The 22,025-nt window shown below is 40.0% G+C and carries 33 protein-coding genes, 1 tRNA gene, 2 rRNA genes and 2 pseudogenes (1 of these 38 cut by a window edge); 37 read left to right on the plus strand and 1 reads right to left on the minus strand.

Features of this window, described 5'->3' with window-relative positions; genetic code table 11:
- Positions 1–17 precede the first annotated feature (17 nt).
- The 3 genes and pseudogenes from E8M05_RS00455 to E8M05_RS11370 all read left to right on the plus strand — a co-directional run.
- Positions 18–1,310 carry an MATE family efflux transporter gene (locus E8M05_RS00455; RefSeq protein ID WP_003062831.1) on the plus strand — a complete coding sequence of 431 codons (1,293 nt, stop codon included), beginning with the start codon at positions 18–20 and terminating at the stop codon, positions 1,308–1,310.
- Positions 1,311–1,383: 73 nt separating this feature from the next.
- Entirely contained in the window at positions 1,384–1,608 is a 225-nt protein-coding gene (locus tag E8M05_RS11365; RefSeq protein WP_003062833.1) for a LysR family transcriptional regulator, read from the plus strand.
- Between the two features lie 183 nt (positions 1,609–1,791).
- A pseudogene (locus tag E8M05_RS11370) lies at positions 1,792–2,277 on the plus strand (LysR family transcriptional regulator substrate-binding protein); the annotation flags it as partial.
- Positions 2,278–2,484: 207 nt separating this feature from the next.
- On the opposite strand, the gene E8M05_RS11195 reads toward E8M05_RS11370, so the two are convergent.
- On the minus strand, positions 2,485–2,661 hold the full coding sequence (locus tag E8M05_RS11195) for a hypothetical protein (RefSeq protein WP_156141568.1): 177 nt from the start codon (positions 2,659–2,661) through the stop codon (positions 2,485–2,487).
- 444 nt (positions 2,662–3,105) lie between these two features.
- Between E8M05_RS11195 and rpsJ the strand changes: the two genes are divergently transcribed.
- The 34 genes and pseudogenes from rpsJ to E8M05_RS00630 form a co-directional block, all read left to right on the plus strand.
- A complete protein-coding gene (gene rpsJ, locus E8M05_RS00470) occupies positions 3,106–3,414 on the plus strand; it encodes a 30S ribosomal protein S10 (protein WP_002885653.1) in 309 nt (102 codons plus the stop codon).
- Positions 3,415–3,492: 78 nt separating this feature from the next.
- Positions 3,493–4,119 (plus strand): 50S ribosomal protein L3, encoded by a 627-nt coding sequence (gene rplC, locus E8M05_RS00475; protein WP_003062838.1) that lies wholly within the window; start codon positions 3,493–3,495, stop codon positions 4,117–4,119.
- 23 nt (positions 4,120–4,142) lie between these two features.
- Positions 4,143–4,766 (plus strand): 50S ribosomal protein L4, encoded by a 624-nt coding sequence (gene rplD, locus E8M05_RS00480; RefSeq protein ID WP_003062840.1) that lies wholly within the window; start codon positions 4,143–4,145, stop codon positions 4,764–4,766.
- Positions 4,766–5,062 carry a 50S ribosomal protein L23 gene (locus E8M05_RS00485; RefSeq protein WP_003062842.1) on the plus strand — a complete coding sequence of 99 codons (297 nt, stop codon included), beginning with the start codon at positions 4,766–4,768 and terminating at the stop codon, positions 5,060–5,062. The genes rplD and E8M05_RS00485 overlap by 1 nt, the downstream gene beginning before the upstream one ends.
- Before the next feature lie 17 nt (positions 5,063–5,079).
- Positions 5,080–5,913, plus strand: a complete 834-nt coding sequence (rplB, locus tag E8M05_RS00490; protein WP_003062844.1) for a 50S ribosomal protein L2 — start codon at positions 5,080–5,082, stop codon at positions 5,911–5,913.
- A 97-nt stretch (positions 5,914–6,010) separates the two neighbouring features.
- On the plus strand, positions 6,011–6,289 hold the full coding sequence (gene rpsS / locus E8M05_RS00495) for a 30S ribosomal protein S19 (RefSeq protein ID WP_000533765.1): 279 nt from the start codon (positions 6,011–6,013) through the stop codon (positions 6,287–6,289).
- A gap of 15 nt (positions 6,290–6,304) precedes the next feature.
- Positions 6,305–6,649, plus strand: coding sequence for a 50S ribosomal protein L22 (rplV, locus tag E8M05_RS00500; RefSeq protein WP_003062848.1), 345 nt, complete (start codon positions 6,305–6,307; stop codon positions 6,647–6,649).
- Positions 6,650–6,661: 12 nt separating this feature from the next.
- Positions 6,662–7,315 (plus strand): 30S ribosomal protein S3, encoded by a 654-nt coding sequence (rpsC, locus tag E8M05_RS00505; RefSeq protein ID WP_003062850.1) that lies wholly within the window; start codon positions 6,662–6,664, stop codon positions 7,313–7,315.
- A gap of 3 nt (positions 7,316–7,318) precedes the next feature.
- Complete coding sequence (rplP, locus tag E8M05_RS00510) at positions 7,319–7,732, plus strand: 50S ribosomal protein L16 (RefSeq protein ID WP_003062852.1); 414 nt, start codon at positions 7,319–7,321, stop codon at positions 7,730–7,732.
- Between the two features lie 9 nt (positions 7,733–7,741).
- Complete coding sequence (gene rpmC / locus E8M05_RS00515; RefSeq protein ID WP_003062854.1) at positions 7,742–7,948, plus strand: 50S ribosomal protein L29; 207 nt, start codon at positions 7,742–7,744, stop codon at positions 7,946–7,948.
- A 27-nt stretch (positions 7,949–7,975) separates the two neighbouring features.
- The gene (rpsQ, locus tag E8M05_RS00520) at positions 7,976–8,236 is read left to right on the plus strand and encodes a 30S ribosomal protein S17 (RefSeq protein ID WP_002885836.1); all 261 of its coding nucleotides are present in this window, start codon (positions 7,976–7,978) and stop codon (positions 8,234–8,236) included.
- A 24-nt stretch (positions 8,237–8,260) separates the two neighbouring features.
- The gene (gene rplN, locus E8M05_RS00525; RefSeq protein WP_003062856.1) at positions 8,261–8,629 is read left to right on the plus strand and encodes a 50S ribosomal protein L14; all 369 of its coding nucleotides are present in this window, start codon (positions 8,261–8,263) and stop codon (positions 8,627–8,629) included.
- A gap of 79 nt (positions 8,630–8,708) precedes the next feature.
- Positions 8,709–9,014 carry a 50S ribosomal protein L24 gene (rplX, locus tag E8M05_RS00530; RefSeq protein ID WP_003062858.1) on the plus strand — a complete coding sequence of 102 codons (306 nt, stop codon included), beginning with the start codon at positions 8,709–8,711 and terminating at the stop codon, positions 9,012–9,014.
- Between the two features lie 28 nt (positions 9,015–9,042).
- The gene (rplE, locus tag E8M05_RS00535) at positions 9,043–9,585 is read left to right on the plus strand and encodes a 50S ribosomal protein L5 (protein ID WP_003062861.1); all 543 of its coding nucleotides are present in this window, start codon (positions 9,043–9,045) and stop codon (positions 9,583–9,585) included.
- Between the two features lie 17 nt (positions 9,586–9,602).
- Entirely contained in the window at positions 9,603–9,788 is a 186-nt protein-coding gene (locus E8M05_RS00540) for a type Z 30S ribosomal protein S14 (RefSeq protein WP_003062863.1), read from the plus strand.
- A 206-nt stretch (positions 9,789–9,994) separates the two neighbouring features.
- A complete protein-coding gene (gene rpsH / locus E8M05_RS00545; RefSeq protein WP_003062864.1) occupies positions 9,995–10,393 on the plus strand; it encodes a 30S ribosomal protein S8 in 399 nt (132 codons plus the stop codon).
- Between the two features lie 143 nt (positions 10,394–10,536).
- Positions 10,537–11,073 (plus strand): 50S ribosomal protein L6, encoded by a 537-nt coding sequence (gene rplF, locus E8M05_RS00550; RefSeq protein WP_003062866.1) that lies wholly within the window; start codon positions 10,537–10,539, stop codon positions 11,071–11,073.
- Positions 11,074–11,176: 103 nt separating this feature from the next.
- A complete protein-coding gene (rplR, locus tag E8M05_RS00555) occupies positions 11,177–11,533 on the plus strand; it encodes a 50S ribosomal protein L18 (RefSeq protein ID WP_003001342.1) in 357 nt (118 codons plus the stop codon).
- Positions 11,534–11,551: 18 nt separating this feature from the next.
- Positions 11,552–12,046: a 30S ribosomal protein S5 gene (gene rpsE, locus E8M05_RS00560; RefSeq protein ID WP_003062871.1), complete on the plus strand. Its 495-nt coding sequence runs from the start codon at positions 11,552–11,554 to the stop codon at positions 12,044–12,046.
- A 14-nt stretch (positions 12,047–12,060) separates the two neighbouring features.
- Positions 12,061–12,243 carry a 50S ribosomal protein L30 gene (gene rpmD, locus E8M05_RS00565; RefSeq protein ID WP_003062874.1) on the plus strand — a complete coding sequence of 61 codons (183 nt, stop codon included), beginning with the start codon at positions 12,061–12,063 and terminating at the stop codon, positions 12,241–12,243.
- 138 nt (positions 12,244–12,381) lie between these two features.
- Positions 12,382–12,822, plus strand: a complete 441-nt coding sequence (gene rplO, locus E8M05_RS00570; RefSeq protein WP_003062876.1) for a 50S ribosomal protein L15 — start codon at positions 12,382–12,384, stop codon at positions 12,820–12,822.
- A 15-nt stretch (positions 12,823–12,837) separates the two neighbouring features.
- Positions 12,838–14,142 carry a preprotein translocase subunit SecY gene (gene secY, locus E8M05_RS00575; protein WP_003062878.1) on the plus strand — a complete coding sequence of 435 codons (1,305 nt, stop codon included), beginning with the start codon at positions 12,838–12,840 and terminating at the stop codon, positions 14,140–14,142.
- A gap of 96 nt (positions 14,143–14,238) precedes the next feature.
- On the plus strand, positions 14,239–14,880 hold the full coding sequence (locus E8M05_RS00580) for an adenylate kinase (RefSeq protein ID WP_003062880.1): 642 nt from the start codon (positions 14,239–14,241) through the stop codon (positions 14,878–14,880).
- A 118-nt stretch (positions 14,881–14,998) separates the two neighbouring features.
- Positions 14,999–15,217, plus strand: a complete 219-nt coding sequence (infA, locus tag E8M05_RS00585; RefSeq protein WP_001040189.1) for a translation initiation factor IF-1 — start codon at positions 14,999–15,001, stop codon at positions 15,215–15,217.
- A gap of 25 nt (positions 15,218–15,242) precedes the next feature.
- Complete coding sequence (gene rpmJ / locus E8M05_RS00590) at positions 15,243–15,359, plus strand: 50S ribosomal protein L36 (RefSeq protein WP_002959355.1); 117 nt, start codon at positions 15,243–15,245, stop codon at positions 15,357–15,359.
- Positions 15,360–15,377: 18 nt separating this feature from the next.
- Positions 15,378–15,743, plus strand: a complete 366-nt coding sequence (gene rpsM / locus E8M05_RS00595; RefSeq protein WP_003062883.1) for a 30S ribosomal protein S13 — start codon at positions 15,378–15,380, stop codon at positions 15,741–15,743.
- A gap of 17 nt (positions 15,744–15,760) precedes the next feature.
- Positions 15,761–16,144 carry a 30S ribosomal protein S11 gene (rpsK, locus tag E8M05_RS00600; RefSeq protein WP_003062885.1) on the plus strand — a complete coding sequence of 128 codons (384 nt, stop codon included), beginning with the start codon at positions 15,761–15,763 and terminating at the stop codon, positions 16,142–16,144.
- 48 nt (positions 16,145–16,192) lie between these two features.
- Positions 16,193–17,131, plus strand: a complete 939-nt coding sequence (locus tag E8M05_RS00605) for a DNA-directed RNA polymerase subunit alpha (protein WP_003062888.1) — start codon at positions 16,193–16,195, stop codon at positions 17,129–17,131.
- A 14-nt stretch (positions 17,132–17,145) separates the two neighbouring features.
- Complete coding sequence (gene rplQ, locus E8M05_RS00610) at positions 17,146–17,532, plus strand: 50S ribosomal protein L17 (protein ID WP_003062890.1); 387 nt, start codon at positions 17,146–17,148, stop codon at positions 17,530–17,532.
- Between the two features lie 1,026 nt (positions 17,533–18,558).
- Positions 18,559–18,729: a hypothetical protein gene (locus tag E8M05_RS11910; protein ID WP_003062892.1), complete on the plus strand. Its 171-nt coding sequence runs from the start codon at positions 18,559–18,561 to the stop codon at positions 18,727–18,729.
- A 67-nt stretch (positions 18,730–18,796) separates the two neighbouring features.
- Positions 18,797–19,031: pseudogene (locus E8M05_RS11915) on the plus strand (IS30 family transposase); the annotation flags it as partial.
- Between the two features lie 358 nt (positions 19,032–19,389).
- A 16S ribosomal RNA gene (locus tag E8M05_RS00620) occupies positions 19,390–20,938 on the plus strand.
- A 55-nt stretch (positions 20,939–20,993) separates the two neighbouring features.
- Positions 20,994–21,066 (plus strand) — tRNA-Ala (locus tag E8M05_RS00625).
- Positions 21,067–21,210: 144 nt separating this feature from the next.
- A 23S ribosomal RNA gene (locus E8M05_RS00630) occupies positions 21,211–22,025 on the plus strand; it runs 2,086 nt beyond the window's last position.
- Together the 16S and 23S rRNA genes with 1 tRNA gene alongside form the textbook arrangement of a ribosomal RNA operon.

Genomic DNA, 22,025 nt, shown 5'->3' on the forward strand with positions numbered 1-22,025 from the left:
TCTGTTACGATAAGGGTATGAAACAAACAAAGAAAATTATTCACTTGGCTTTTCCTGCTATGATGGAAAATTTGCTGCAGATGCTGATGGGAGTGGTTGACAACTACCTTGTTGCTCAGGTTGGTTTGATTGCCGTTTCAGGTGTTTCTGTTGCTAATAATATTATGACAATTTATCAAGCTGTTTTCATTGCTCTCGGAGCTGCGGTTTCAAGTCTGGTAGCTAAAAGTCGTGGTGAAGAAAATAATGAAAAGACGGTGCAATATCAGTCTGAAGCGATTTTGGTAACACTAGGTCTTAGTTTAGTTCTAGGGCTTTTTTCCTTGCTTTTTGGAAAAACAATTCTTCATTGGCTAGGAACAGAAACAACGGTTACACAAGCGGGTGGTCTGTATTTGGCGATTGTTGGTGGTTTGATTCTTAGTCTTGGTTTGATGACAACGTTGAGTGCGTTTTTGCGTGCTTTAGGCAAACCACAGTTACCAATGTATGTTAGTTTATTGAGCAATGTTTTAAATGCGATTTTTTCTGCGGTATCTGTTTTTGTTTTTCACTGGGGTATTGCTGGTGTTGCTTGCTCAACGGTCTTGTCACGTTTTATCGGTACATTGTTGTTAGCAAGTCAATTGCCGATGAGCAATATTTTAAAAACGATAAAATGGCATTTGGATAGTGATTTGTTGAAAATAGCCTTGCCTGCGGCTGGTGAACGTCTAATGATGCGTGCTGGTGATGTGGTTATCGTTGCGATTATTGTCAAATTTGGTACAGAATTCGTTGCAGGAAATGCTATTGGGGAAACCTTGACGCAGTTTAATTATATGCCAGGAATGGGTGTTGCGACAGCAACTGTTATTCTTGTAGCACATAGTCTTGGACAAAAAAATACCAAAGATATTAAACAACTGGTACGTGATTCGTATTTGATTTCGATGATTATGATGCTTTGTGTCGGTGCCTTGGTTTATGTATTTGGTAGTCATTTGACTTATCTTTTCACGACCAACCAAACAGCGCTGGCAGCTAGCCTTGTTGTGTTGTTTTATTCTTTTGTCGGTGGTCCAGCAACAGCAGGTACACTTATTTACACAGCAGCGTGGCAAGGTTTAGGTAATGCAAAACTTCCATTTTACGCCACAACATTTGGAATGTGGGTCATTCGAATTATTTCAGGGTATGTGTTGGGAGTTAGCCTAAAACTTGGTTTGACAGGTGTTTGGTTAGCGACATTAGTAGATAATATTTTCCGTTGGCTTTTCTTATACTCCCTTTACAAAAAATATATGAAGCAATTGACACAACCTAATTAAAAAAATAATCATTAGAAAAGTTTTGTGATTTTTGTTATGCTACAATAAAGAACTTATTTCAGGAAGTAACGCTATGGAACTGAATCATGTGAAAGAATTTATTGCCTTAACAAAGACAGAAAATTATCTAGAAGCAGCGGAGAACTTATTTACTTCGCAATCTAGCTTGTCAAAACATATAAAATCTTTGGAAGCTGAACTTGGAACAACTCTATTTGACCGAACGACACGTCAAGTTAAACTCAATGAAGCAGGAAAAGTATTTCTCAAATACGCTCAGCAGCTAATTGATATCTAGCACTAATGTAATACGGCGCTTATTAATCTCAAGGAAGCTGAAGAGCAAACTTTGACAATCGGCTCAATTCCAATTATGACTCCTTATAGTATCACAGATATGCTCATTGATTTTAAAAAGGCGAATGTAAAAATTAATCTGAGCATTATTGAAGGTGAGGCTGGGTAACTTAAACAGAGGCTTCGAAATGATGAATGTGATTTGATTTTTATTCGTCGATTGTCAGCCCCAAAAGAAGTTACAGAGGATTTGGATGATTTTGCAGTAATCAATTTCATGACGGATTATTTGGTTGCGGTGTTACTAAATGATCACTCCTTGGCTAACCAAGCTCTGATTGACTTGTCGGAATTGAAAAATGAAGAACTTTTATTCTTACCTCTTCATTCTGTCATGCATAACATTTCACTTCAAGTTTGTCGTCAAGCTGGCTTTACGTTGTCAATTGCTTATACAGGAAAGCGTGCTGAAAATATTATCGACCTTGTTAGTAAAGGAATGGGCATTTCGCTATTAATGGCAAAACCTATTTCCTATATCAATACGCGAAATCTGGTGAAACTAGTGCCTGTTCTTCCGCATATCGAGACAGAAATCGTCATTTATTATAAGAAAAATGCCCTGTTATCAAAAGCAGCTAGTCACTTTTTAGAATTTGTTCAGCGATAGAGGAGTGGTTTTGCCCACTCCTTTGTTGTTTAAAATTATTCATTTTAGAATAGATTGCTCTAAAAACGGAATTGTTTTGGATGGCATTTGCTATGGTTTTTTGCATGGAATATTACAATTTATCACTTAATAACGGTGGTGCCAACTATGTTTAGTTTTGGACGTATTGAAAGAAGTACGGTGGATTACAAGCATCGTTTTTCTCATTCAAGACTTCTTCAGTGGACCAATTGCAGTTCGCTTGATGTCAATACTGGCAAAGTCTGAAGAAATTCCTGCGTTCATGTGACCAACGATACAAAGGATTTCCACAGTCTGTGTGATGTATCCAAGTATGGCAGTTGTTTCGTCTATTTTATTTAAGCATCCATGGGGAAATTTCATTCCAACGGTTTTAACCACGCTAACGTTTAATTTTCCAATGGTGTTTTCAATTCAAATCTTTTTATTAGGTCCTGTCCTCAAAAAATTAATTCTAGAATCAAGAAATAAATAACATCTTTTTGTTCCAAAGATAGTTTCTTCCTACTCAAAGTGCTTTTTGCTAACTATATATGTAAGAAATCAGGTGATTGCCTGATTTTTTTGTCAATGCTTAAAATGTTGGTAGTACCTGAAAACATTTTCTTGGAAAAAAACTAAAAAAATCCGATAAAAAACCTTGCAAACTCTTGTCAAATCTGATATTATATACTGGTGCTGTAAATACAGTAACTTTAGCTATGATACAAGAGGTTGCGACACGCTCGGTTGCATTGCCACGCAAAGGTGTGTTGGTTTTCTTGAGGAGCTAGCCTATTATCTTAAATAGACGAAAAGGAGAAAAAGATGGCAAACAAAAAAATCCGTATCCGTTTGAAAGCATACGAACATCGTACACTTGATACAGCGGCAGAAAAAATTGTTGAAACTGCAACACGTACAGGTGCTACAGTTGCTGGACCGGTTCCACTTCCAACTGAACGTAGCTTGTACACAATTATTCGTGCGACTCACAAATACAAAGATTCACGCGAACAATTTGAAATGCGTACTCACAAACGCTTGATCGATATCATCAACCCAACTCAAAAAACAGTTGACGCTTTGATGAAATTGGATCTTCCAAGTGGTGTTAACGTAGAAATCAAACTCTAATAAGGATTTGATGATTGAGCACAAAAAACGCTCGTTAAAAACTTTTTAAATAAATTAAAGTAAAGGAAATATTCTCTCATGACAAAAGGAATCTTAGGGAAAAAAGTGGGAATGACTCAAATCTTCACTGAATCTGGTGAATTTATCCCTGTTACTGTCATCGAAGCAACTCCAAACGTTGTGCTTCAAGTGAAAACTGTTGAAACAGACGGTTATGAAGCAGTTCAAGTTGGTTTTGACGACAAACGTGAGGTGTTGAGCAACAAACCTGCCAAAGGCCATGTAGCAAAAGCTAACACAGCTCCTAAGCGCTTCATTCGTGAATTCAAAAACATTGAAGGCTTGGAAGTTGGGCAAGAAATCACAGTTAATACATTCGAAGCTGGAGATGTTGTTGATGTAACTGGTACATCTAAAGGTAAAGGTTTCCAAGGTGTTATCAAACGCCATGGTCAATCTCGTGGGCCAATGGCTCACGGTTCTCGTTATCACCGTCGTCCAGGTTCTATGGGACCTGTTGCGCCTAACCGTGTTTTCAAAAACAAACACTTAGCAGGACGTATGGGTGGGAACCGTGTGACAATCCAAAACCTTGAAGTTGTTCAAGTTATCCCAGAGAAAAACGTTATTCTTATCAAAGGTAACGTACCGGGTGCTAAGAAATCTCTTATCACTATCAAATCAGCAGTTAAGGCTGCTAAATAATAAGAAAGGAGAAAACAGTTAAAATGGCAAACGTAAAACTATTTGACCAAACTGGTAAAGAAGTTAGCTCAGTTGAGTTGAACGACGCTATCTTCGGTATCGAACCAAACGAATCAGTAGTATTTGATGTCGTTATCAGCCAACGTGCTAGCCTTCGCCAAGGTACTCACGCAGTTAAAAACCGCTCTGCCGTATCTGGTGGTGGTCGTAAACCATGGCGTCAAAAAGGAACTGGACGTGCTCGTCAAGGTTCTATCCGCTCACCACAATGGCGTGGTGGTGGTGTAGTCTTCGGACCAACTCCACGTTCATACGGATACAAACTTCCACAAAAAGTTCGTCGCCTTGCATTGAAATCAGTTTACTCAGCTAAAGTTGCTGAAGATAAATTTGTAGCTGTAGAAAGCCTTTCGTTTACAGCTCCAAAAACTGCTGAATTCGCAAACGTACTTTCAGCTCTTAACGTTGACTCAAAAGTACTTGTAATCCTTGAAGAAGGAAACGAATTTGCAGCTCTTTCTGCACGTAACCTTCCAAACGTTAAAGTTGCAACTGCAACAACTGCAAGTGTTCTTGATATCGTAAACAGCGACAAACTTCTTGTTACTAAAGAAGCAATCTCTACAATCGAGGAGGTTCTTGCATAATGAATTTGTACGACGTAATCAAAAAACCAGTAATCACTGAAAAATCAATGTACGACCTCGAAGCAGGTAAATATACATTCGAAGTTGACTCTCGTGCGCACAAACTTTTGATCAAACAAGCTGTTGAAGCTGCTTTTGATGGAGTTAAAGTTGCAAACGTGAACACTGTAACAGTTAAACCAAAAGCAAAACGTGTTGGTCGTTACACTGGTTTCACTTCAAAAACTAAAAAAGCTATCATCACTCTTACAGCTGATTCTAAAGCAATCGAGTTGTTTGCAGCTGAAGCTGAATAATCTAAGGAGGAAATAACGTGGGTATTAAAGCTTATAAACCAACGACAAATGGTCGTCGTAATATGACTTCTTTGGATTTTGCTGAAATCACTACAAGCACTCCTGAGAAATCATTGCTTGTTTCACTTAAAAACAAAGCTGGTCGTAACAACAACGGTCGCATCACTGTACGTCACCAGGGTGGCGGTCACAAACGTCACTACCGTTTGATTGACTTCAAACGTAACAAAGATGGCGTTGAAGCAGTTGTAAAAACTATTGAGTATGATCCAAACCGTACAGCTAACATCGCTCTTGTACATTATACTGACGGTGTGAAAGCTTATATCCTTGCGCCTAAAGGACTTGAAGTTGGTCAACGTATCGTTTCAGGCCCAGATGCAGATATTAAAGTTGGTAACGCTCTTCCGCTTGCTAACATCCCTGTTGGTACAGTTATTCACAATATCGAACTTCAACCAGGTAAAGGTGCTGAATTGATTCGTGCTGCTGGGGCTTCTGCACAAGTCCTTGGTCAAGAAGGTAAATACGTGCTTGTTCGTCTTCAATCAGGCGAAGTTCGTATGATTCTTGGTACTTGCCGTGCTACAATCGGTACAGTTGGTAACGAACAGCAATCACTTGTAAACCTTGGTAAAGCTGGTCGTAGCCGTTGGATGGGTATCCGTCCTACAGTTCGTGGTTCTGTAATGAACCCTAATGATCACCCACACGGTGGTGGTGAAGGTAAAGCACCAGTTGGACGTAAAGCGCCATCTACTCCTTGGGGTAAACCTGCGCTTGGTCTTAAAACGCGTAACAAAAAAGCTAAATCTGACAAACTTATTGTTCGTCGTCGTAACGATAAATAATTCAGTCGCTTAGTTAAATAATCATCCGCCAGCTCGGTAGTGTGCATTTTGCACACAGGCCGCTGTGGTACTATATTTTAAAGGAGAAAACTACAAAATGGGACGTAGTCTTAAAAAAGGACCTTTCGTCGATGAGCATTTGATGAAAAAAGTTGAAGCTCAAGCAAATGACGAAAAGAAAAAAGTAATTAAAACTTGGTCACGTCGTTCAACGATTTTCCCAAGTTTCATTGGTTATACAATCGCAGTTTATGATGGACGTAAACACGTACCAGTTTACATCCAAGAAGACATGGTAGGTCACAAACTTGGTGAATTCGCGCCAACTCGTACTTACAAAGGTCACGCAGCTGACGATAAGAAAACACGTCGTTAATAGGAGGAGGACACAATGGCAGAAATTACTTCAGCTAAAGCAATGGCTCGTACAGTCCGTGTTTCACCTCGTAAAACACGTCTTGTACTTGATCTTATCCGTGGTAAGAATGTTGCTGACGCAATCGCAATCTTGAAATTCACCCCAAACAAAGCAGCTCGCGTAGTTGAAAAAGTTCTTAACTCTGCTATCGCTAATGCAGAAAACAACTTTGGTTTGGAAAAAGCTAATTTGGTAGTATCTGAAACTTTCGCAAACGAAGGACCAACTATGAAACGTTTCCGTCCACGTGCTAAAGGTTCAGCTTCACCAATCAACAAACGCACAACTCACGTCACAGTAGTTGTGTCAGAAAAATAAGGAGGTAAAATCGTGGGTCAAAAAGTACATCCAATTGGTATGCGTGTCGGAATCATCCGTGATTGGGATGCGAAATGGTATGCTGAAAAAGAATACGCGGATTACCTTCATGAAGATCTTGCAATCCGCAAATTCATTCAAACAGAATTGGCAGACGCTTCAGTTTCACGTATTGAAATTGAACGTGCTGTAAATAAAGTAATTGTTTCACTTCACACTGCTAAACCAGGTATGGTTATCGGTAAAGGTGGAGCTAATGTTGACGCTCTTCGCGCTAAACTTAACAAATTGACTGGAAAACAAGTTCACATCAACATCGTTGAAATCAAACAACCTGATTTGGACGCACACCTTGTTGGTGAAAACATCGTACGTCAACTTGAACAACGTGTTGCTTTCCGTCGTGCTCAAAAACAAGCTATCCAACGTACAATGCGTGCAGGTGCTAAAGGTATTAAAACTCAAGTATCTGGTCGTTTGAACGGTGCTGATATCGCTCGTAGTGAAGGTTATTCAGAAGGAACTGTTCCACTTCATACACTTCGTGCAGATATTGACTACGCTTGGGAAGAAGCTGACACTACTTACGGTAAACTTGGTGTTAAAGTTTGGATTTACCGTGGTGAAGTTCTTCCAGCTCGTAAAAACACTAAAGGAGGCAAATAACAAATGTTAGTACCTAAACGTGTTAAACACCGTCGCGAATTCCGTGGAAAAATGCGCGGTGAAGCTAAAGGTGGTAAAGAAGTCGCATTCGGTGAATACGGTCTTCAAGCTACTACTAGCCACTGGATCACAAACCGTCAAATCGAAGCTGCCCGTATCGCAATGACTCGTTACATGAAACGTGGTGGTAAAGTTTGGATTAAAATCTTCCCACACAAATCATACACTGCTAAAGCTATCGGTGTACGTATGGGATCTGGTAAAGGGGCACCTGAAGGTTGGGTAGCACCAGTTAAACGTGGTAAAGTGATGTTTGAAATCGCTGGTGTATCTGAGGAAGTTGCACGTGAAGCACTTCGTCTTGCTAGCCACAAATTGCCAGTTAAGACTAAATTCGTGAAACGTGAAGCAGAATAAGGAGAAATCATGAAACTTCAAGAAATTAAAGATTTTGTTAAAGAGCTTCGTGGTCTTTCTCAAGAAGAGCTTGCTAAGAAAGAAAACGAACTTAAGAAAGAACTTTTCGATCTTCGTTTCCAAGCTGCAGCAGGTCAACTTGATCAAACTGCTCGTTTGAACGAAGTTAAAAAACAAATTGCACGCGTAAAAACAGTGCAATCTGAAAAGAAATAATAGATTGGGAAAGGAGAAATTCTAATAATGGAACGTAATCAACGTAAAACCCTTGTTGGACGCGTAGTATCTGACAAAATGGATAAAACAATCACTGTTGTAGTTGAAACTAAACGTAACCACCCAGTCTATGGTAAACGTATCAACTATTCTAAAAAATACAAAGCACATGATGAAAACAACGTTGCTAAAGAAGGCGATATCGTTCGTATCATGGAAACTCGTCCACTTTCAGCTACAAAACGCTTCCGTCTTGTAGAAGTAGTGGAAGAAGCTGTTATTATCTAATCAAACTAAAAGGAGAAATTTGAAATGATTCAACAAGAAACTCGCTTGAAAGTTGCTGATAATAGCGGTGCTCGTGAGATTTTGACTATCAAAGTTCTTGGTGGTTCAGGACGTAAATTCGCTAACATCGGTGACGTAATCGTTGCTTCTGTAAAACAAGCTACTCCTGGTGGAGCTGTTAAAAAAGGTGATGTCGTAAAAGCTGTTGTTGTTCGTACTAAATCTGGTGCACGCCGTCCAGACGGTTCATACATCAAATTTGATGACAACGCTGCAGTAATCATCCGTGATGACAAAACTCCTCGCGGAACTCGTATCTTCGGCCCTGTTGCACGTGAATTACGTGAAGGTGGCTTCATGAAGATCGTATCACTTGCACCAGAAGTACTTTAATCAATAAAAAACACAAACTAAGTCCCCTGCATTTGCAGGGTGCCCATTAGGGCGTAAGAAATAATAGGAGAAAAACCAAATGTTTGTAAAAAAAGGCGACAAAGTTCGCGTTATTGCTGGTAAGGACAAAGGCGTTGAAGCTGTAGTTCTTAAAGCTCTTCCTAAAGTCAACAAAGTTGTTGTCGAAGGTGTTGCTATTGTTAAAAAACATCAAAAACCAAACAACGAAAACCCTCAAGGTGCTATCGTAGAAAAAGAAGCACCAATCCATGTGTCTAATGTACAAGTTCTTGACAAAAATGGTGTAGCAGGACGTGTTGGTTACAAAGTTGTAGACGGCAAAAAAGTTCGTTACAACAAAAAATCAGGCGAAGTGCTTGATTAATCACGAAGGAAAGGAGAAAGTATAAGTAATGGTAAATCGCTTAAAAGAAAAATACACTAACGAAGTCGTTCCTGCTTTGACTGAAAAATTCAACTATACTTCAGTTATGGCTGTTCCAAAAGTTGAGAAAATCGTTCTTAACATGGGTGTTGGTGATGCTGTAAATAACTCTAAAAACCTTGAAAAAGCTGCTGCTGAATTGGCACTTATCTCAGGTCAAAAACCATTGATTACTAAAGCTAAGAAATCAATTGCTGGCTTCCGTCTTCGTGAAGGTGTAGCGATCGGTGCAAAAGTTACCCTTCGTGGTGAACGTATGTACGAATTCTTAGATAAATTGGTTACTGTTTCACTTCCACGTGTACGTGACTTCCACGGTGTCCCAACAAAATCTTTTGACGGACGTGGTAACTACACACTTGGTGTGAAAGAACAATTGATCTTCCCAGAAATCAACTTTGATGATGTTGATAAAGTGCGTGGTCTTGATATTGTTATCGTAACTACAGCTAACACTGACGAAGAAGGTCGTGAATTGCTTAAAGGTCTTGGAATGCCTTTTGCAAAATAATTTAGGAGGTAAATCAATTGGCTAAAAAATCTATGATTGCTAAGAATCATCGCCCTGCGAAATTCTCTACGCAAGCTTACACTCGTTGCGAACGTTGTGGCCGTCCACATTCAGTTTACCGCAAATTTAAACTTTGCCGTGTTTGCTTCCGTGAGTTAGCTTACAAAGGACAAATCCCAGGCGTTACTAAAGCGTCTTGGTAAAATTATGGTACTAAACCCGTGGTGAACAAAGCAAAGTTAGGAAATCGAAGATGTTTGCTTGCAAACGAGTCGATTTATCTATTTTGCACAGTTCATAGGGCGAGTTCAAATTCGCTTTTCATCTGAGAAGTATACAACCAGCCCACTCGGGCGACATTAACTAGCAAGTGAAATATTCAAACTACTAGTAAGAGGAGAAATATATAATGGTTATGACTGATCCAATTGCAGACTTTTTGACACGCATTCGTAATGCTAACCAAGCAAAACACGAAGTGCTTGAAGTACCTGCATCAAATATCAAAAAAGGAATTGCTGAAATTCTTAAACGCGAAGGTTTCGTGAAAAACGTTGAAGTTATCGAAGATGACAAACAAGGTATTATCCGCGTATTCCTTAAATACGGACAAAACGGTGAACGTGTTATCACTAACTTGAAACGTATCTCTAAACCAGGTCTTCGTGTTTACGCAAAGCGTGAAGATGTTCCTAAAGTCCTTAGCGGACTTGGAATTGCAATCATCTCTACATCAGAAGGGCTTTTGACTGACAAAGAAGCTCGTCAAAAGAACGTTGGTGGAGAAGTTATTGCTTACGTTTGGTAAGATAAAGCTTCTTTTCAAATTTTGTTGAAAAAGTTTCTTACTAAAAATAATGGACTATAGATACAGTTATTCTGTATAATAGTCGCCCCGTGAAAACTTGTCGCATATGCGGCTTGACAATCTAACAGGAGAAAATAAAAACTATGTCACGTATTGGTAATAAAGTTATCAACTTGCCTGCTGGTGTAGAAGTTACTAACAATGATAACGTAGTAACTGTCAAAGGACCTAAAGGCGAACTCACTCGTGAGTTTAATAAAAATATTGAAATCAAAGTTGAAGGCACTGAAGTTTCACTTCACCGTCCAGATGACTCAAAAGAAATGAAAACAATCCACGGTACAACTCGTGCTAACTTGAACAACATGGTTGTTGGTGTTTCTGAAGGTTTCAAAAAAGAACTTGAAATGCGCGGAGTTGGTTACCGTGCTCAACTTCAAGGTTCAAAACTTGTACTTTCTGTAGGTAAATCTCACCAAGACGAAGTAGAAGCTCCGGAAGGTGTTTCATTTGAAGTTCCATCTGCAACTACTATCGTTGTTAACGGTATCAACAAAGAAGTTGTTGGTCAAACAGCAGCTTACATCCGTAGCCTTCGTGCTCCAGAGCCTTACAAAGGTAAAGGTATCCGCTACGTTGGTGAATACGTACGTAGTAAAGAAGGTAAAACTGGTAAATAATAGATTGTGGGAAATTTTGCAAGCCTTACTTTTGCAAAGCCCATGTTCTAGCATTTATAATGTGTCGTTTTGACATTAATCAATTAATTAAGAGGTGAAAATTGTGATTTCGAAACCAGATAAAAATAAAATCCGCCAAAAACGCCACCGTCGCGTTCGCGGTAAACTCTCTGGAACTGCTGATCGCCCACGTTTGAACGTTTTCCGTTCTAATACAGGCATCTACGCTCAAGTTATTGATGACGTAGCGGGTGTAACGCTCGCAAGTGCATCAACTCTTGATAAAGAAGTTTCTAAAGGAACTAAAACAGAACAAGCCGTTGTTGTCGGTAAACTTGTTGCTGAACGCGCAGTAGCTAAAGGTATTTCTGAAGTGGTGTTTGACCGCGGTGGATATCTCTATCACGGACGTGTTAAAGCTTTGGCTGACTCAGCTCGTGAAAACGGATTGAAATTCTAATAGGGAGGACACTTAATAATGGCATTTAAAGATAATGCAGTTGAACTTGAAGAACGCGTTGTTGCTATCAACCGTGTTACAAAAGTTGTTAAAGGTGGACGTCGTCTCCGCTTTGCTGCTCTTGTAGTTGTTGGTGATCGTAATGGTCGTGTAGGTTTTGGTACTGGTAAAGCTCAAGAAGTACCAGAAGCTATTCGTAAAGCTGTTGAAGACGCTAAGAAAAACTTAATCGAAGTACCTATGGTTGGTACAACAATTCCTCACGAAGTTCGTTCAGAATTCGGTGGAGCTAAAGTATTGTTGAAACCTGCTGTAGAAGGTGCTGGGGTTGCCGCTGGTGGTGCTGTACGTGCCGTCATTGAATTGGCAGGTGTTGCAGATGTTACATCTAAATCACTTGGTTCAAACACTCCAATCAACATTGTTCGTGCAACTGTTGAAGGTTTGAAACAACTTAAACGTGCAGAAGACGTTGCTGCTCTTCGCGGTGTTTCAGTTTCTGATTTAGCTTAAGAAAGGGGATAATAATGGCTCAAATTAAAATTACTTTGACTAAGTCTCCAATCGGACGCATTCCCGCACAACGCAAAACAGTTGCTGCTCTTGGACTTGGTAAATTGAATAGTTCAGTTGTCAAAGAAGATACACCAGCTATTCGTGGAATGGTTACTGCAGTTTCACACTTGGTAACTGTTGAAGATGTTAAATAATTAACATAATAATTTTAAGTTTAAGTCGCGGAGAAACCTCTTGCGACTTAAACTAGATATAGTATAGGCGAGTTTCTATGGGGAGTCCTTTCCCCTCATAGAGGCGCTAGCATTTTACAAATAAGGAGAAAATTAATAATGAAACTTCATGAACTTAAACCAGCAGAAGGTTCTCGTAAAGTACGTAACCGTGTAGGTCGTGGTACTTCATCTGGTAATGGTAAAACAGCTGGACGTGGTCAAAAAGGTCAAAAAGCTCGTAGCGGTGGTAAAGTACGTCTTGGTTTTGAAGGTGGACAAACTCCATTGTTCCGTCGTATGCCAAAACGTGGTTTCTTGAACGTCAACGCTAAAGAATACGCTCTTGTAAACCTTGACCAACTTAACGTCTTTGAAGATGGTACTGAAGTAACTCCAGTTGTTCTTAAAGAAGCTGGAATTATCCGTGCTGAAAAATCAGGTGTAAAAGTTCTTGGTAATGGCGAATTGACTAAAAAATTGACTGTCAAAGCAGCTAAATTCTCAAAATCTGCTGAAGCAGCTATCACTGCAAAAGGTGGTTCAATCGAAGTCATCTAATGAGGAGGACTTAGTATGTTCTTTAAATTACTTAAAGATGCACTAAAGGTAAAAAATGTTAGAAATAAAATTTTCTTTACACTTTTTATCATCTTGGTTTTCCGCATTGGAACACATATTACCGTGCCAGGTATCAATGCGAAAAGTCTTGAACAATTAGGGGAGCTTCCCTTCTTAAATATGTTGAACCTTGTTTCTGGTAATGCTATGAGCAATTTCTCTGTATTTTCTATGGGTGTTAGCCCATATATCACAGCATCTATCATCGTTCAACTGTTGCAAATGGATATCTTACCTAAATTTGTTGAATGGAGTAAACAAGGTGAAGTAGGACGCCGTAAGCTTAATCAAGCAACGCGCTATATTTCACTCGTCCTAGCTTTCGTTCAATCTATTGGTATTACAGCAGGATTTAATACTCTTTCAAATATTTCATTGGTATCAACACCAAATGTTAAGACTTATCTTCTCATTGGTGCCTTGTTAACAACAGGTAGTATGATTGTGACATGGCTTGGTGAGCAAATCACCGACAAAGGTTTTGGTAATGGTGTCTCAATGATTATCTTTGCAGGTATCATTTCATCGATTCCAAATGCTATCTCAACAATTTATGAAGATTTCTTTGTGAATGTACGTTCAAGTGATTTATTATCTTCATACATCTTTGTAGCTTTGTTGGTTGTGGCAGTATTGGCAATTGTATTTTTTACAACCTTTGTTCAACAAGCAGAATACAAAATTCCAATTCAATATACAAAACTTGTTCAAGGTGCGCCTACAAGTTCTTACCTTCCTTTAAAAATTAATCCGGCCGGCGTCATTCCCGTTATCTTTGCTAGCTCGATTACAACAATTCCAAGTACGATTATTCCGTTGATTTCAAATGGAAAAGACATTCCTTGGTTAACTACTCTAGAATCATTCTTGAATTACCAAACACCAAGCGGTATGGTAGTTTACGCGGTGCTAATTATTTTATTCTCATTCTTCTATACTTTTGTGCAAGTTAATCCTGAAAAAACAGCAGAAAACTTACAAAAAGGTGCGTCATATATTCCTAGTGTTCGACCTGGACGTGAAACAGAAGAATACATGTCTTCACTCTTGAAGAAATTAGCTACTGTGGGTTCAATTTTCTTGGCGTTTATTTCATTAACACCAATTATCGCTCAACAAGCAATGAACCTATCTAGCAGTATTGCTCTTGGAGGAACAAGCTTACTTATCTTGATTTCAACCGGTATTGAAGGTATGAAACAACTTGAAGGCTATCTTTTGAAGAGACAGTATGTTGGTTTTATGAACACAGCAGAATAGAATACAGGTTGACCTAGTCAACCTTTCTATTTTGTTTTTGAATAAGTTTAGCACTACGGTGTTAAATTTATTTAAAAATAAAATAAGGAGACTATCATGAATCTTTTAATCATGGGTTTACCCGGTGCTGGTAAAGGAACTCAAGCAGCAAAAATTGTTGAAAAATTTGGTGTAGCTCATATTTCTACTGGAGATATGTTCCGCGCTGCAATGGCAAATAAAACTGAAATGGGTGTCCTTGCAAAATCATTCATTGACAAAGGTGAACTTGTACCCGATGAAGTTACTAACGGCATCGTTAAAGAACGTTTAGCACAAGATGACATCGCAGGAAAAGGCTTTTTGCTTGATGGCTATCCACGTACTATCGAACAAGCACACGCTTTAGATGAAACACTTAACAACTTGGAGCTTAAATTAGATGGTGTGATTAACATTGAAGTTAACCCAGAATCACTTATTGAGCGTTTAAGTGGTCGTATTATCAACCGTAAAACTGGCGAAACTTTCCACAAAGTATTCAATCCACCAGTTGGTGACTACAATGAAGATGATTTCTACCAACGTGAAGACGACAAACCTGAAACTGTAAAACGCCGTCTTGATGTTAATATCGCTCAAGGTGCACCAATCATTGAACATTACCGCAAAGCAGGTATTGTCTTTGATATTCAAGGTAATCAAGACATTGATGATGTTTTTGCAGATATTGTTAAAGCTATCTCATCATTAAAATAATTTAAGAATTTTCTACTTGCATAAGTAGAAAAGACATGATATAATAGGCTAGTCTGGCTTATAATTGTTACCTCTGTGTTCAGAGGACATCAAATCGAAATTTAGGGGGTACTTTTGCGTGGCAAAAGAAGATGTGATTGAAATTGAAGGTAAAGTTGTTGAGACGATGCCTAATGCAATGTTTACTGTTGAGTTAGAAAATGGACACCAAATCTTGGCAACTGTATCAGGAAAGATCCGTAAAAACTACATTCGTATTTTGGTAGGTGACCGTGTTACTGTTGAAATGAGTCCGTACGATTTGACACGTGGACGCATCACATACCGCTTTAAATAATCGAAATAATTGGAGGGATTAAAAAATGAAGGTAAGACCATCAGTCAAACCAATTTGCGAATACTGTAAAGTTATTCGTCGTAACGGTCGTGTTATGGTAATTTGTCCATCAAATCCAAAACACAAACAACGTCAAGGATAATTATAGAAAGGAGAAAAAATGGCTCGTATTGCTGGAGTTGATATTCCAAATGAAAAACGTGTAGTAATTTCACTTACTTATGTGTATGGTATCGGTCTTGCTACTTCTAAGAAAATCTTAGCTGCAGCTGGTGTTTCAGAAGATATCCGTGTTAAAGATTTAACATCAGACCAAGAAGATGCTATCCGTCGTGAAGTTGATGCAATTAAAGTTGAAGGTGACCTTCGTCGTGAAGTAAACTTGAACATCAAACGTTTGATGGAAATCGGTTCATATCGTGGTATCCGTCACCGTCGTGGACTTCCTGTCCGTGGACAAAACACTAAAAATAACGCTCGCACTCGTAAAGGTAAAGCTGTTGCGATTGCAGGTAAGAAAAAATAAAATAGGAGGTAAAAAAATTGGCTAAACCAACACGTAAACGTCGTGTGAAAAAGAACATCGAATCTGGTGTTGCTCATATTCACGCTACATTCAATAACACTATTGTTATGATTACAGATGTGCATGGTAATGCAATTGCTTGGTCATCAGCTGGTGCTCTTGGATTCAAAGGTTCTCGTAAATCTACTCCATTCGCTGCACAAATGGCCGCTGAAGCTGCTGCAAAATCTGCACAAGAACATGGTCTTAAAACCGTTGAAGTTACTGTAAAAGGTCCTGGTTCAGGTCGTGAGTCTGCTATTCGTGCTCTTGCTGCTGCTGGTCTTGAAGTGACTTCAATTCGTGACGTTACTCCTGTGCCACATAATGGTGCTCGTCCTCCAAAACGTCGTCGTGTGTAATCGTAATTGTTAATAGTACACAAGATTCGTTTCGAGGGAGTATAATAAATGATTGAGTTTGAAAAACCAATAATAACAAAAATTGATGAAAATAAAGATTACGGTAGATTTGTCATTGAACCACTTGAACGTGGCTATGGGACAACTCTAGGTAATTCTCTTCGTCGTGTACTCTTGTCTTCACTCCCAGGTGCGGCAGTAACATCAATTAAAATTGATGGAGTACTCCACGAATTTGACACTATTCCAGGTGTACGCGAAGATGTTATGCAAATCATCCTTAATATTAAAGGACTTGCAGTAAAATCTTATGTTGATGATGAAAAAATTATCGAACTTGACGTTGAAGGTCCAGCAGAAGTTACTGCGGGAGATATTTTAACAGATAGCGATGTCGAAATCGTCAACCCTGACCACTATCTCTTTACAATCGCTGAAGGACACAGTTTAAAAGCTACAATGACTATCGCTAAAAACCGTGGTTATGTCCCAGCAGAAGGTAACAAAAAAGAAGATGCTCCAGTGGGAACATTGGCTGTAGATTCAATCTACACACCAGTGAAAAAAGTTAATTATCAAGTTGAACCTGCTCGTGTAGGTAGCAATGATGGCTTTGATAAATTAACACTCGAAATCATGACAAATGGCACAATTATTCCTGAAGATGCTTTAGGTCTTTCTGCTCGTGTCTTGATCGAACACTTGAACCTCTTTACTGACCTTACAGAAGTGGCTAAAAACACTGATGTAATGAAAGAAACTGAGAAAGTGAACGATGAGAAAGTGCTGGACCGTACCATCGAAGAACTTGATTTGTCAGTTCGCTCATACAACTGTCTTAAACGTGCAGGTATTAATACCGTATTTGATTTAACAGAAAAAACTGAGCCCGAAATGATGAAAGTCCGTAACCTTGGTCGTAAGAGCCTTGAAGAAGTCAAAGTTAAACTTGCTGATCTTGGACTAGGACTCAAAAATGATAAATAATATAGGAGGATAAAATGGCTTACCGTAAACTAGGACGCACTAGCTCACAACGTAAAGCAATGCTTCGTGATTTGACAACAGATCTTTTGATTAACGAATCTATTGTAACAACAGAAGCTCGTGCTAAAGAAATCCGTAAAACAGTTGAAAAAATGATTACTTTAGGTAAACGCGGTGATCTTCATGCTCGTCGTCAAGCAGCTGCTTTCGTACGTAATGAAATTGCATCTGAAAACTTTGATGAAGCTACTGAGAAATACACTTCACAAACAGCTCTTCAAAAACTTTTTGATGAAATCGCACCTCGTTATGCAGAACGCAACGGTGGATACACTCGTATTCTTAAAACAGAACCTCGCCGTGGTGATGCTGCTCCAATGGCAATCATTGAATTAGTATAATTTTTATCAATTTTGTTGAGTGTTATGATGATGGAACTAAAAAGTTCTTAGTCTAGCTCTGGTCTACCGCTAGGGTTTTTCCTAGCGGGAACACTCATCATATTGGTGTTTTTAGTAACGCTTGTTTACGAAATGTCTCTAGATTAGAAACACTTCGTAAGCAGGCGTTTTTGGGTTTTTTGCTCTTTGTCAACCGTAGTGGGTGCCAGAGTTAACTTCTAGCGAGAACAACATTTGTTCTTGCTTTTTTGATGTTTAACGTGAGGTAAATGCGTTTTTTCTTACTTTTGTGGATGGTGAAAAAACTATTTTGCAAAGGAAAAGCTAAATTATTTTGAAATTTATATAGTTTTTAGGTATACGGAGCCACTATTTTACCACAAATGCGATGTATGATTATAATAGCCGTAAAACGCATTCTAATGGCTAAATTCAGCCCTATAAAATTTATTAAAGAAAAGTACTGTAAACTATAAAAATAGCTATTTACGGTAAATAAAACGCTTCTGATGCTTGAAGTGTTCAAAAATGAAATTAGTCACTTGAGTGTATCAAAAAACATCTCAGAGAGAGATAATTGTAATTACCATAACAACAATTAGAAGGAGTCTGATACGCAAGACTATTACACACCAAAAGGGGACCATTTAACACTAGCAGACTCTATAAATATTGAACGTTGACTCAAAGAAGGTCACTCTAATCGTGAAATCGCTAGAAAATTAACTAAAGCTTCTCAAACCATTAACAACGAAGCCAAGCTGGGACAAGTTAGACAACAGGTACGTAGAAGGCAATTGGAGGTTTATTACTCAGCTGACTTTGCTTAGGAAGGCTATGAGAATAACCGTAAGCATTCTGTTAAGAAAACCTCTCTGACTCAGAAGCTTAAAGAACAGATTGTTCACTACCTCAAACAGAAATACTCGCCTGAAATGATGGTCAAAGCAAAGGGAGTTCCTGTTTCTATTTCAACAATCTATTACTGGATTCATCATGGGCAGTTAGGAGTGAGCAAAGCCAGCCTTGTTTTATCCTCGAAAAGTGAAAGCTAAGAAGAAGCAAGCTAGTCCTGACTTTAAGCCTGTCGGAAACTCTATTGAAGAACGACCAGCGAGTATCAACAAGCGTGAGAACGTAGATGATTTTGAGATTGATACCGTGATTCAGACACGGGAAAAAACAAGTGTCGGTTGACACTAGGCGATAGAAAGAATCGCTATCAAATCATTCGCCTAGCAGACATTTTGACCTTGAGAATATTTATTATGCACACCCCTATTCGTTTTGGGAGAGGGGAACGAATGAGAACTACAACAGACTTACTAGGCGTTGGTTACCTAAAGGAAGTAAAAAAGCGATGTAACAATAAGTCATATTTATTGAATACTGGGGTAAAAACTATCCCAAAAAGTGCTTGCTTATCAATCTCCTAGAGAGTTTTTATAAAATATAACTTTCACTTGAAATTTGGTTTTCAAGTGAAAGTTATATTTTAATCAAAAAATTTTCTAAAAGTAGTTGACAGTTTATCTTAAGTTTAGTATACTAGTTGAGCTGTCGTAAGAGAGCAGGAGTCAGGCTTACAGAAAATCTAAAAAAGAAGTTGACAAAGTAAGTTTGAGATGATACACTAATATAGCTGTTGTCCGAGATGTTCAGCAGTAATCAGATTGAAACAGATTTGAAAAAAACTTTAAAAAAGTAGTTGACAAGCTGTTTTAGATTTGATAGAATATAGAAGTTGTCTCACGAGAGACAAAGACCTTTGAAAACTGAACAAGACGAACCAAACGTGCGGGTTGAGAAATCGACCTGTTAAGAAATAAATCTGTCAGTGACAGAATGAGAACAAGATTAAATGAGAGTTTGATCCTGGCTCAGGACGAACGCTGGCGGCGTGCCTAATACATGCAAGTAGAACGCTGACTACTTTAGCTTGCTAGAGTAGAAGGAGTTGCGAACGGGTGAGTAACGCGTAGGTAACCTGCCTACTAGCGGGGGATAACTATTGGAAACGATAGCTAATACCGCATAACAGTGTTTAACACATGTTAGATGCTTGAAAGATGCAATTGCATCACTAGTAGATGGACCTGCGTTGTATTAGCTAGTTGGTGGGGTAACGGCCCACCAAGGCGACGATACATAGCCGACCTGAGAGGGTGATCGGCCACACTGGGACTGAGACACGGCCCAGACTCCTACGGGAGGCAGCAGTAGGGAATCTTCGGCAATGGGGGCAACCCTGACCGAGCAACGCCGCGTGAGTGAAGAAGGTTTTCGGATCGTAAAGCTCTGTTGTAAGAGAAGAACGTGTGTGAGAGTGGAAAGTTCACACAGTGACGGTAACTTACCAGAAAGGGACGGCTAACTACGTGCCAGCAGCCGCGGTAATACGTAGGTCCCGAGCGTTGTCCGGATTTATTGGGCGTAAAGCGAGCGCAGGCGGTTTAATAAGTCTGAAGTTAAAGGCAGTGGCTTAACCATTGTTCGCTTTGGAAACTGTTAAACTTGAGTGCAGAAGGGGAGAGTGGAATTCCATGTGTAGCGGTGAAATGCGTAGATATATGGAGGAACACCGGTGGCGAAAGCGGCTCTCTGGTCTGTAACTGACGCTGAGGCTCGAAAGCGTGGGGAGCAAACAGGATTAGATACCCTGGTAGTCCACGCCGTAAACGATGAGTGCTAGGTGTTAGGCCCTTTCCGGGGCTTAGTGCCGCAGCTAACGCATTAAGCACTCCGCCTGGGGAGTACGACCGCAAGGTTGAAACTCAAAGGAATTGACGGGGGCCCGCACAAGCGGTGGAGCATGTGGTTTAATTCGAAGCAACGCGAAGAACCTTACCAGGTCTTGACATCCCGATGCTATTTCTAGAGATAGAAAGTTTCTTCGGAACATCGGTGACAGGTGGTGCATGGTTGTCGTCAGCTCGTGTCGTGAGATGTTGGGTTAAGTCCCGCAACGAGCGCAACCCCTATTGTTAGTTGCCATCATTTAGTTGGGCACTCTAGCGAGACTGCCGGTAATAAACCGGAGGAAGGTGGGGATGACGTCAAATCATCATGCCCCTTATGACCTGGGCTACACACGTGCTACAATGGTTGGTACAACGAGTCGCAAGTCGGTGACGGCAAGCAAATCTCTTAAAGCCAATCTCAGTTCGGATTGTAGGCTGCAACTCGCCTACATGAAGTCGGAATCGCTAGTAATCGCGGATCAGCACGCCGCGGTGAATACGTTCCCGGGCCTTGTACACACCGCCCGTCACACCACGAGAGTTTGTAACACCCGAAGTCGGTGAGGTAACCATTTAGGAGCCAGCCGCCTAAGGTGGGATAGATGATTGGGGTGAAGTCGTAACAAGGTAGCCGTATCGGAAGGTGCGGCTGGATCACCTCCTTTCTAAGGAAAAACGGAAGCACGTTTGGTAGTCTTGTTTAGTTTTGAGAGGTCTTGTGGGGCCTTAGCTCAGCTGGGAGAGCGCCTGCTTTGCACGCAGGAGGTCAGCGGTTCGATCCCGCTAGGCTCCATTGAATCGAAAGATTCAAAGTGATTGTCCATTGAAAATTGAATATCTATATCAAATTCCACAATTAGAAATAATTGTAGAAAGTAACAAGAAATAAACCGAAACGCTGTGATTTAATGAGTTTAAGGTCAATAGACCAAAATAAGGTTAAGTTAATAAGGGCGCACGGTGGATGCCTTGGCACTAGAAGCCGATGAAGGACGTGACTAACGACGAAATGCTTTGGGGAGTTGTAAGTAAACATTGATCCAGAGATGTCCGAATGGGGGAACCCGGCATGTGAAGCATGTCACTCATTACTGTTAAGGTAATGAAGAGGAAGACGCAGTGAACTGAAACATCTAAGTAGCTGCAGGAAGAGAAAGCAAACGCGATTGCCTTAGTAGCGGCGAGCGAAACGGCAAGAGGGCAAACCGATGTGTTTACACATCGGGGTTGTAGGACTGCGTTGTGGGACGCAAGATTATAGAAGAATTACCTGGGAAGGTAAGCCAAAGAGAGTAATAGCCTCGTAATCGAAATAATCTTAAACCCTAGCAGTATCCTGAGTACGGCGAGACACGAGAAATCTCGTCGGAATCCGGGAGGACCATCTCCCAACCCTAAATACTCTCTAGTGACCGATAGTGAACCAGTACCGTGAGGGAAAGGTGAAAAGCACCCCGGGAGGGGAGTGAAATAGAACCTGAAACCGTGTGCCTACAACAAGTTCGAGCCCGTTAATGGGTGAGAGCGTGCCTTTTGTAGAATGAACCGGCGAGTTACGATATGATGCGAGGTTAAGTTGAAGAGACGGAGCCGTAGGGAAACCGAGTCTTAATAGGGCGCTTTAGTATCATGTCGTAGACCCGAAACCATGTGACCTACCCATGAGCAGGGTGAAGGTGAGGTAAAACTCACTGGAGGCCCGAACCAGGGCACGTTGAAAAGTGCTTGGATGACTTGTGGGTAGCGGAGAAA

The sequence above is a fragment of the Streptococcus pasteurianus genome, assembly GCF_004843545.1.
GTDB classification, from domain to species: domain Bacteria; phylum Bacillota; class Bacilli; order Lactobacillales; family Streptococcaceae; genus Streptococcus; species Streptococcus pasteurianus.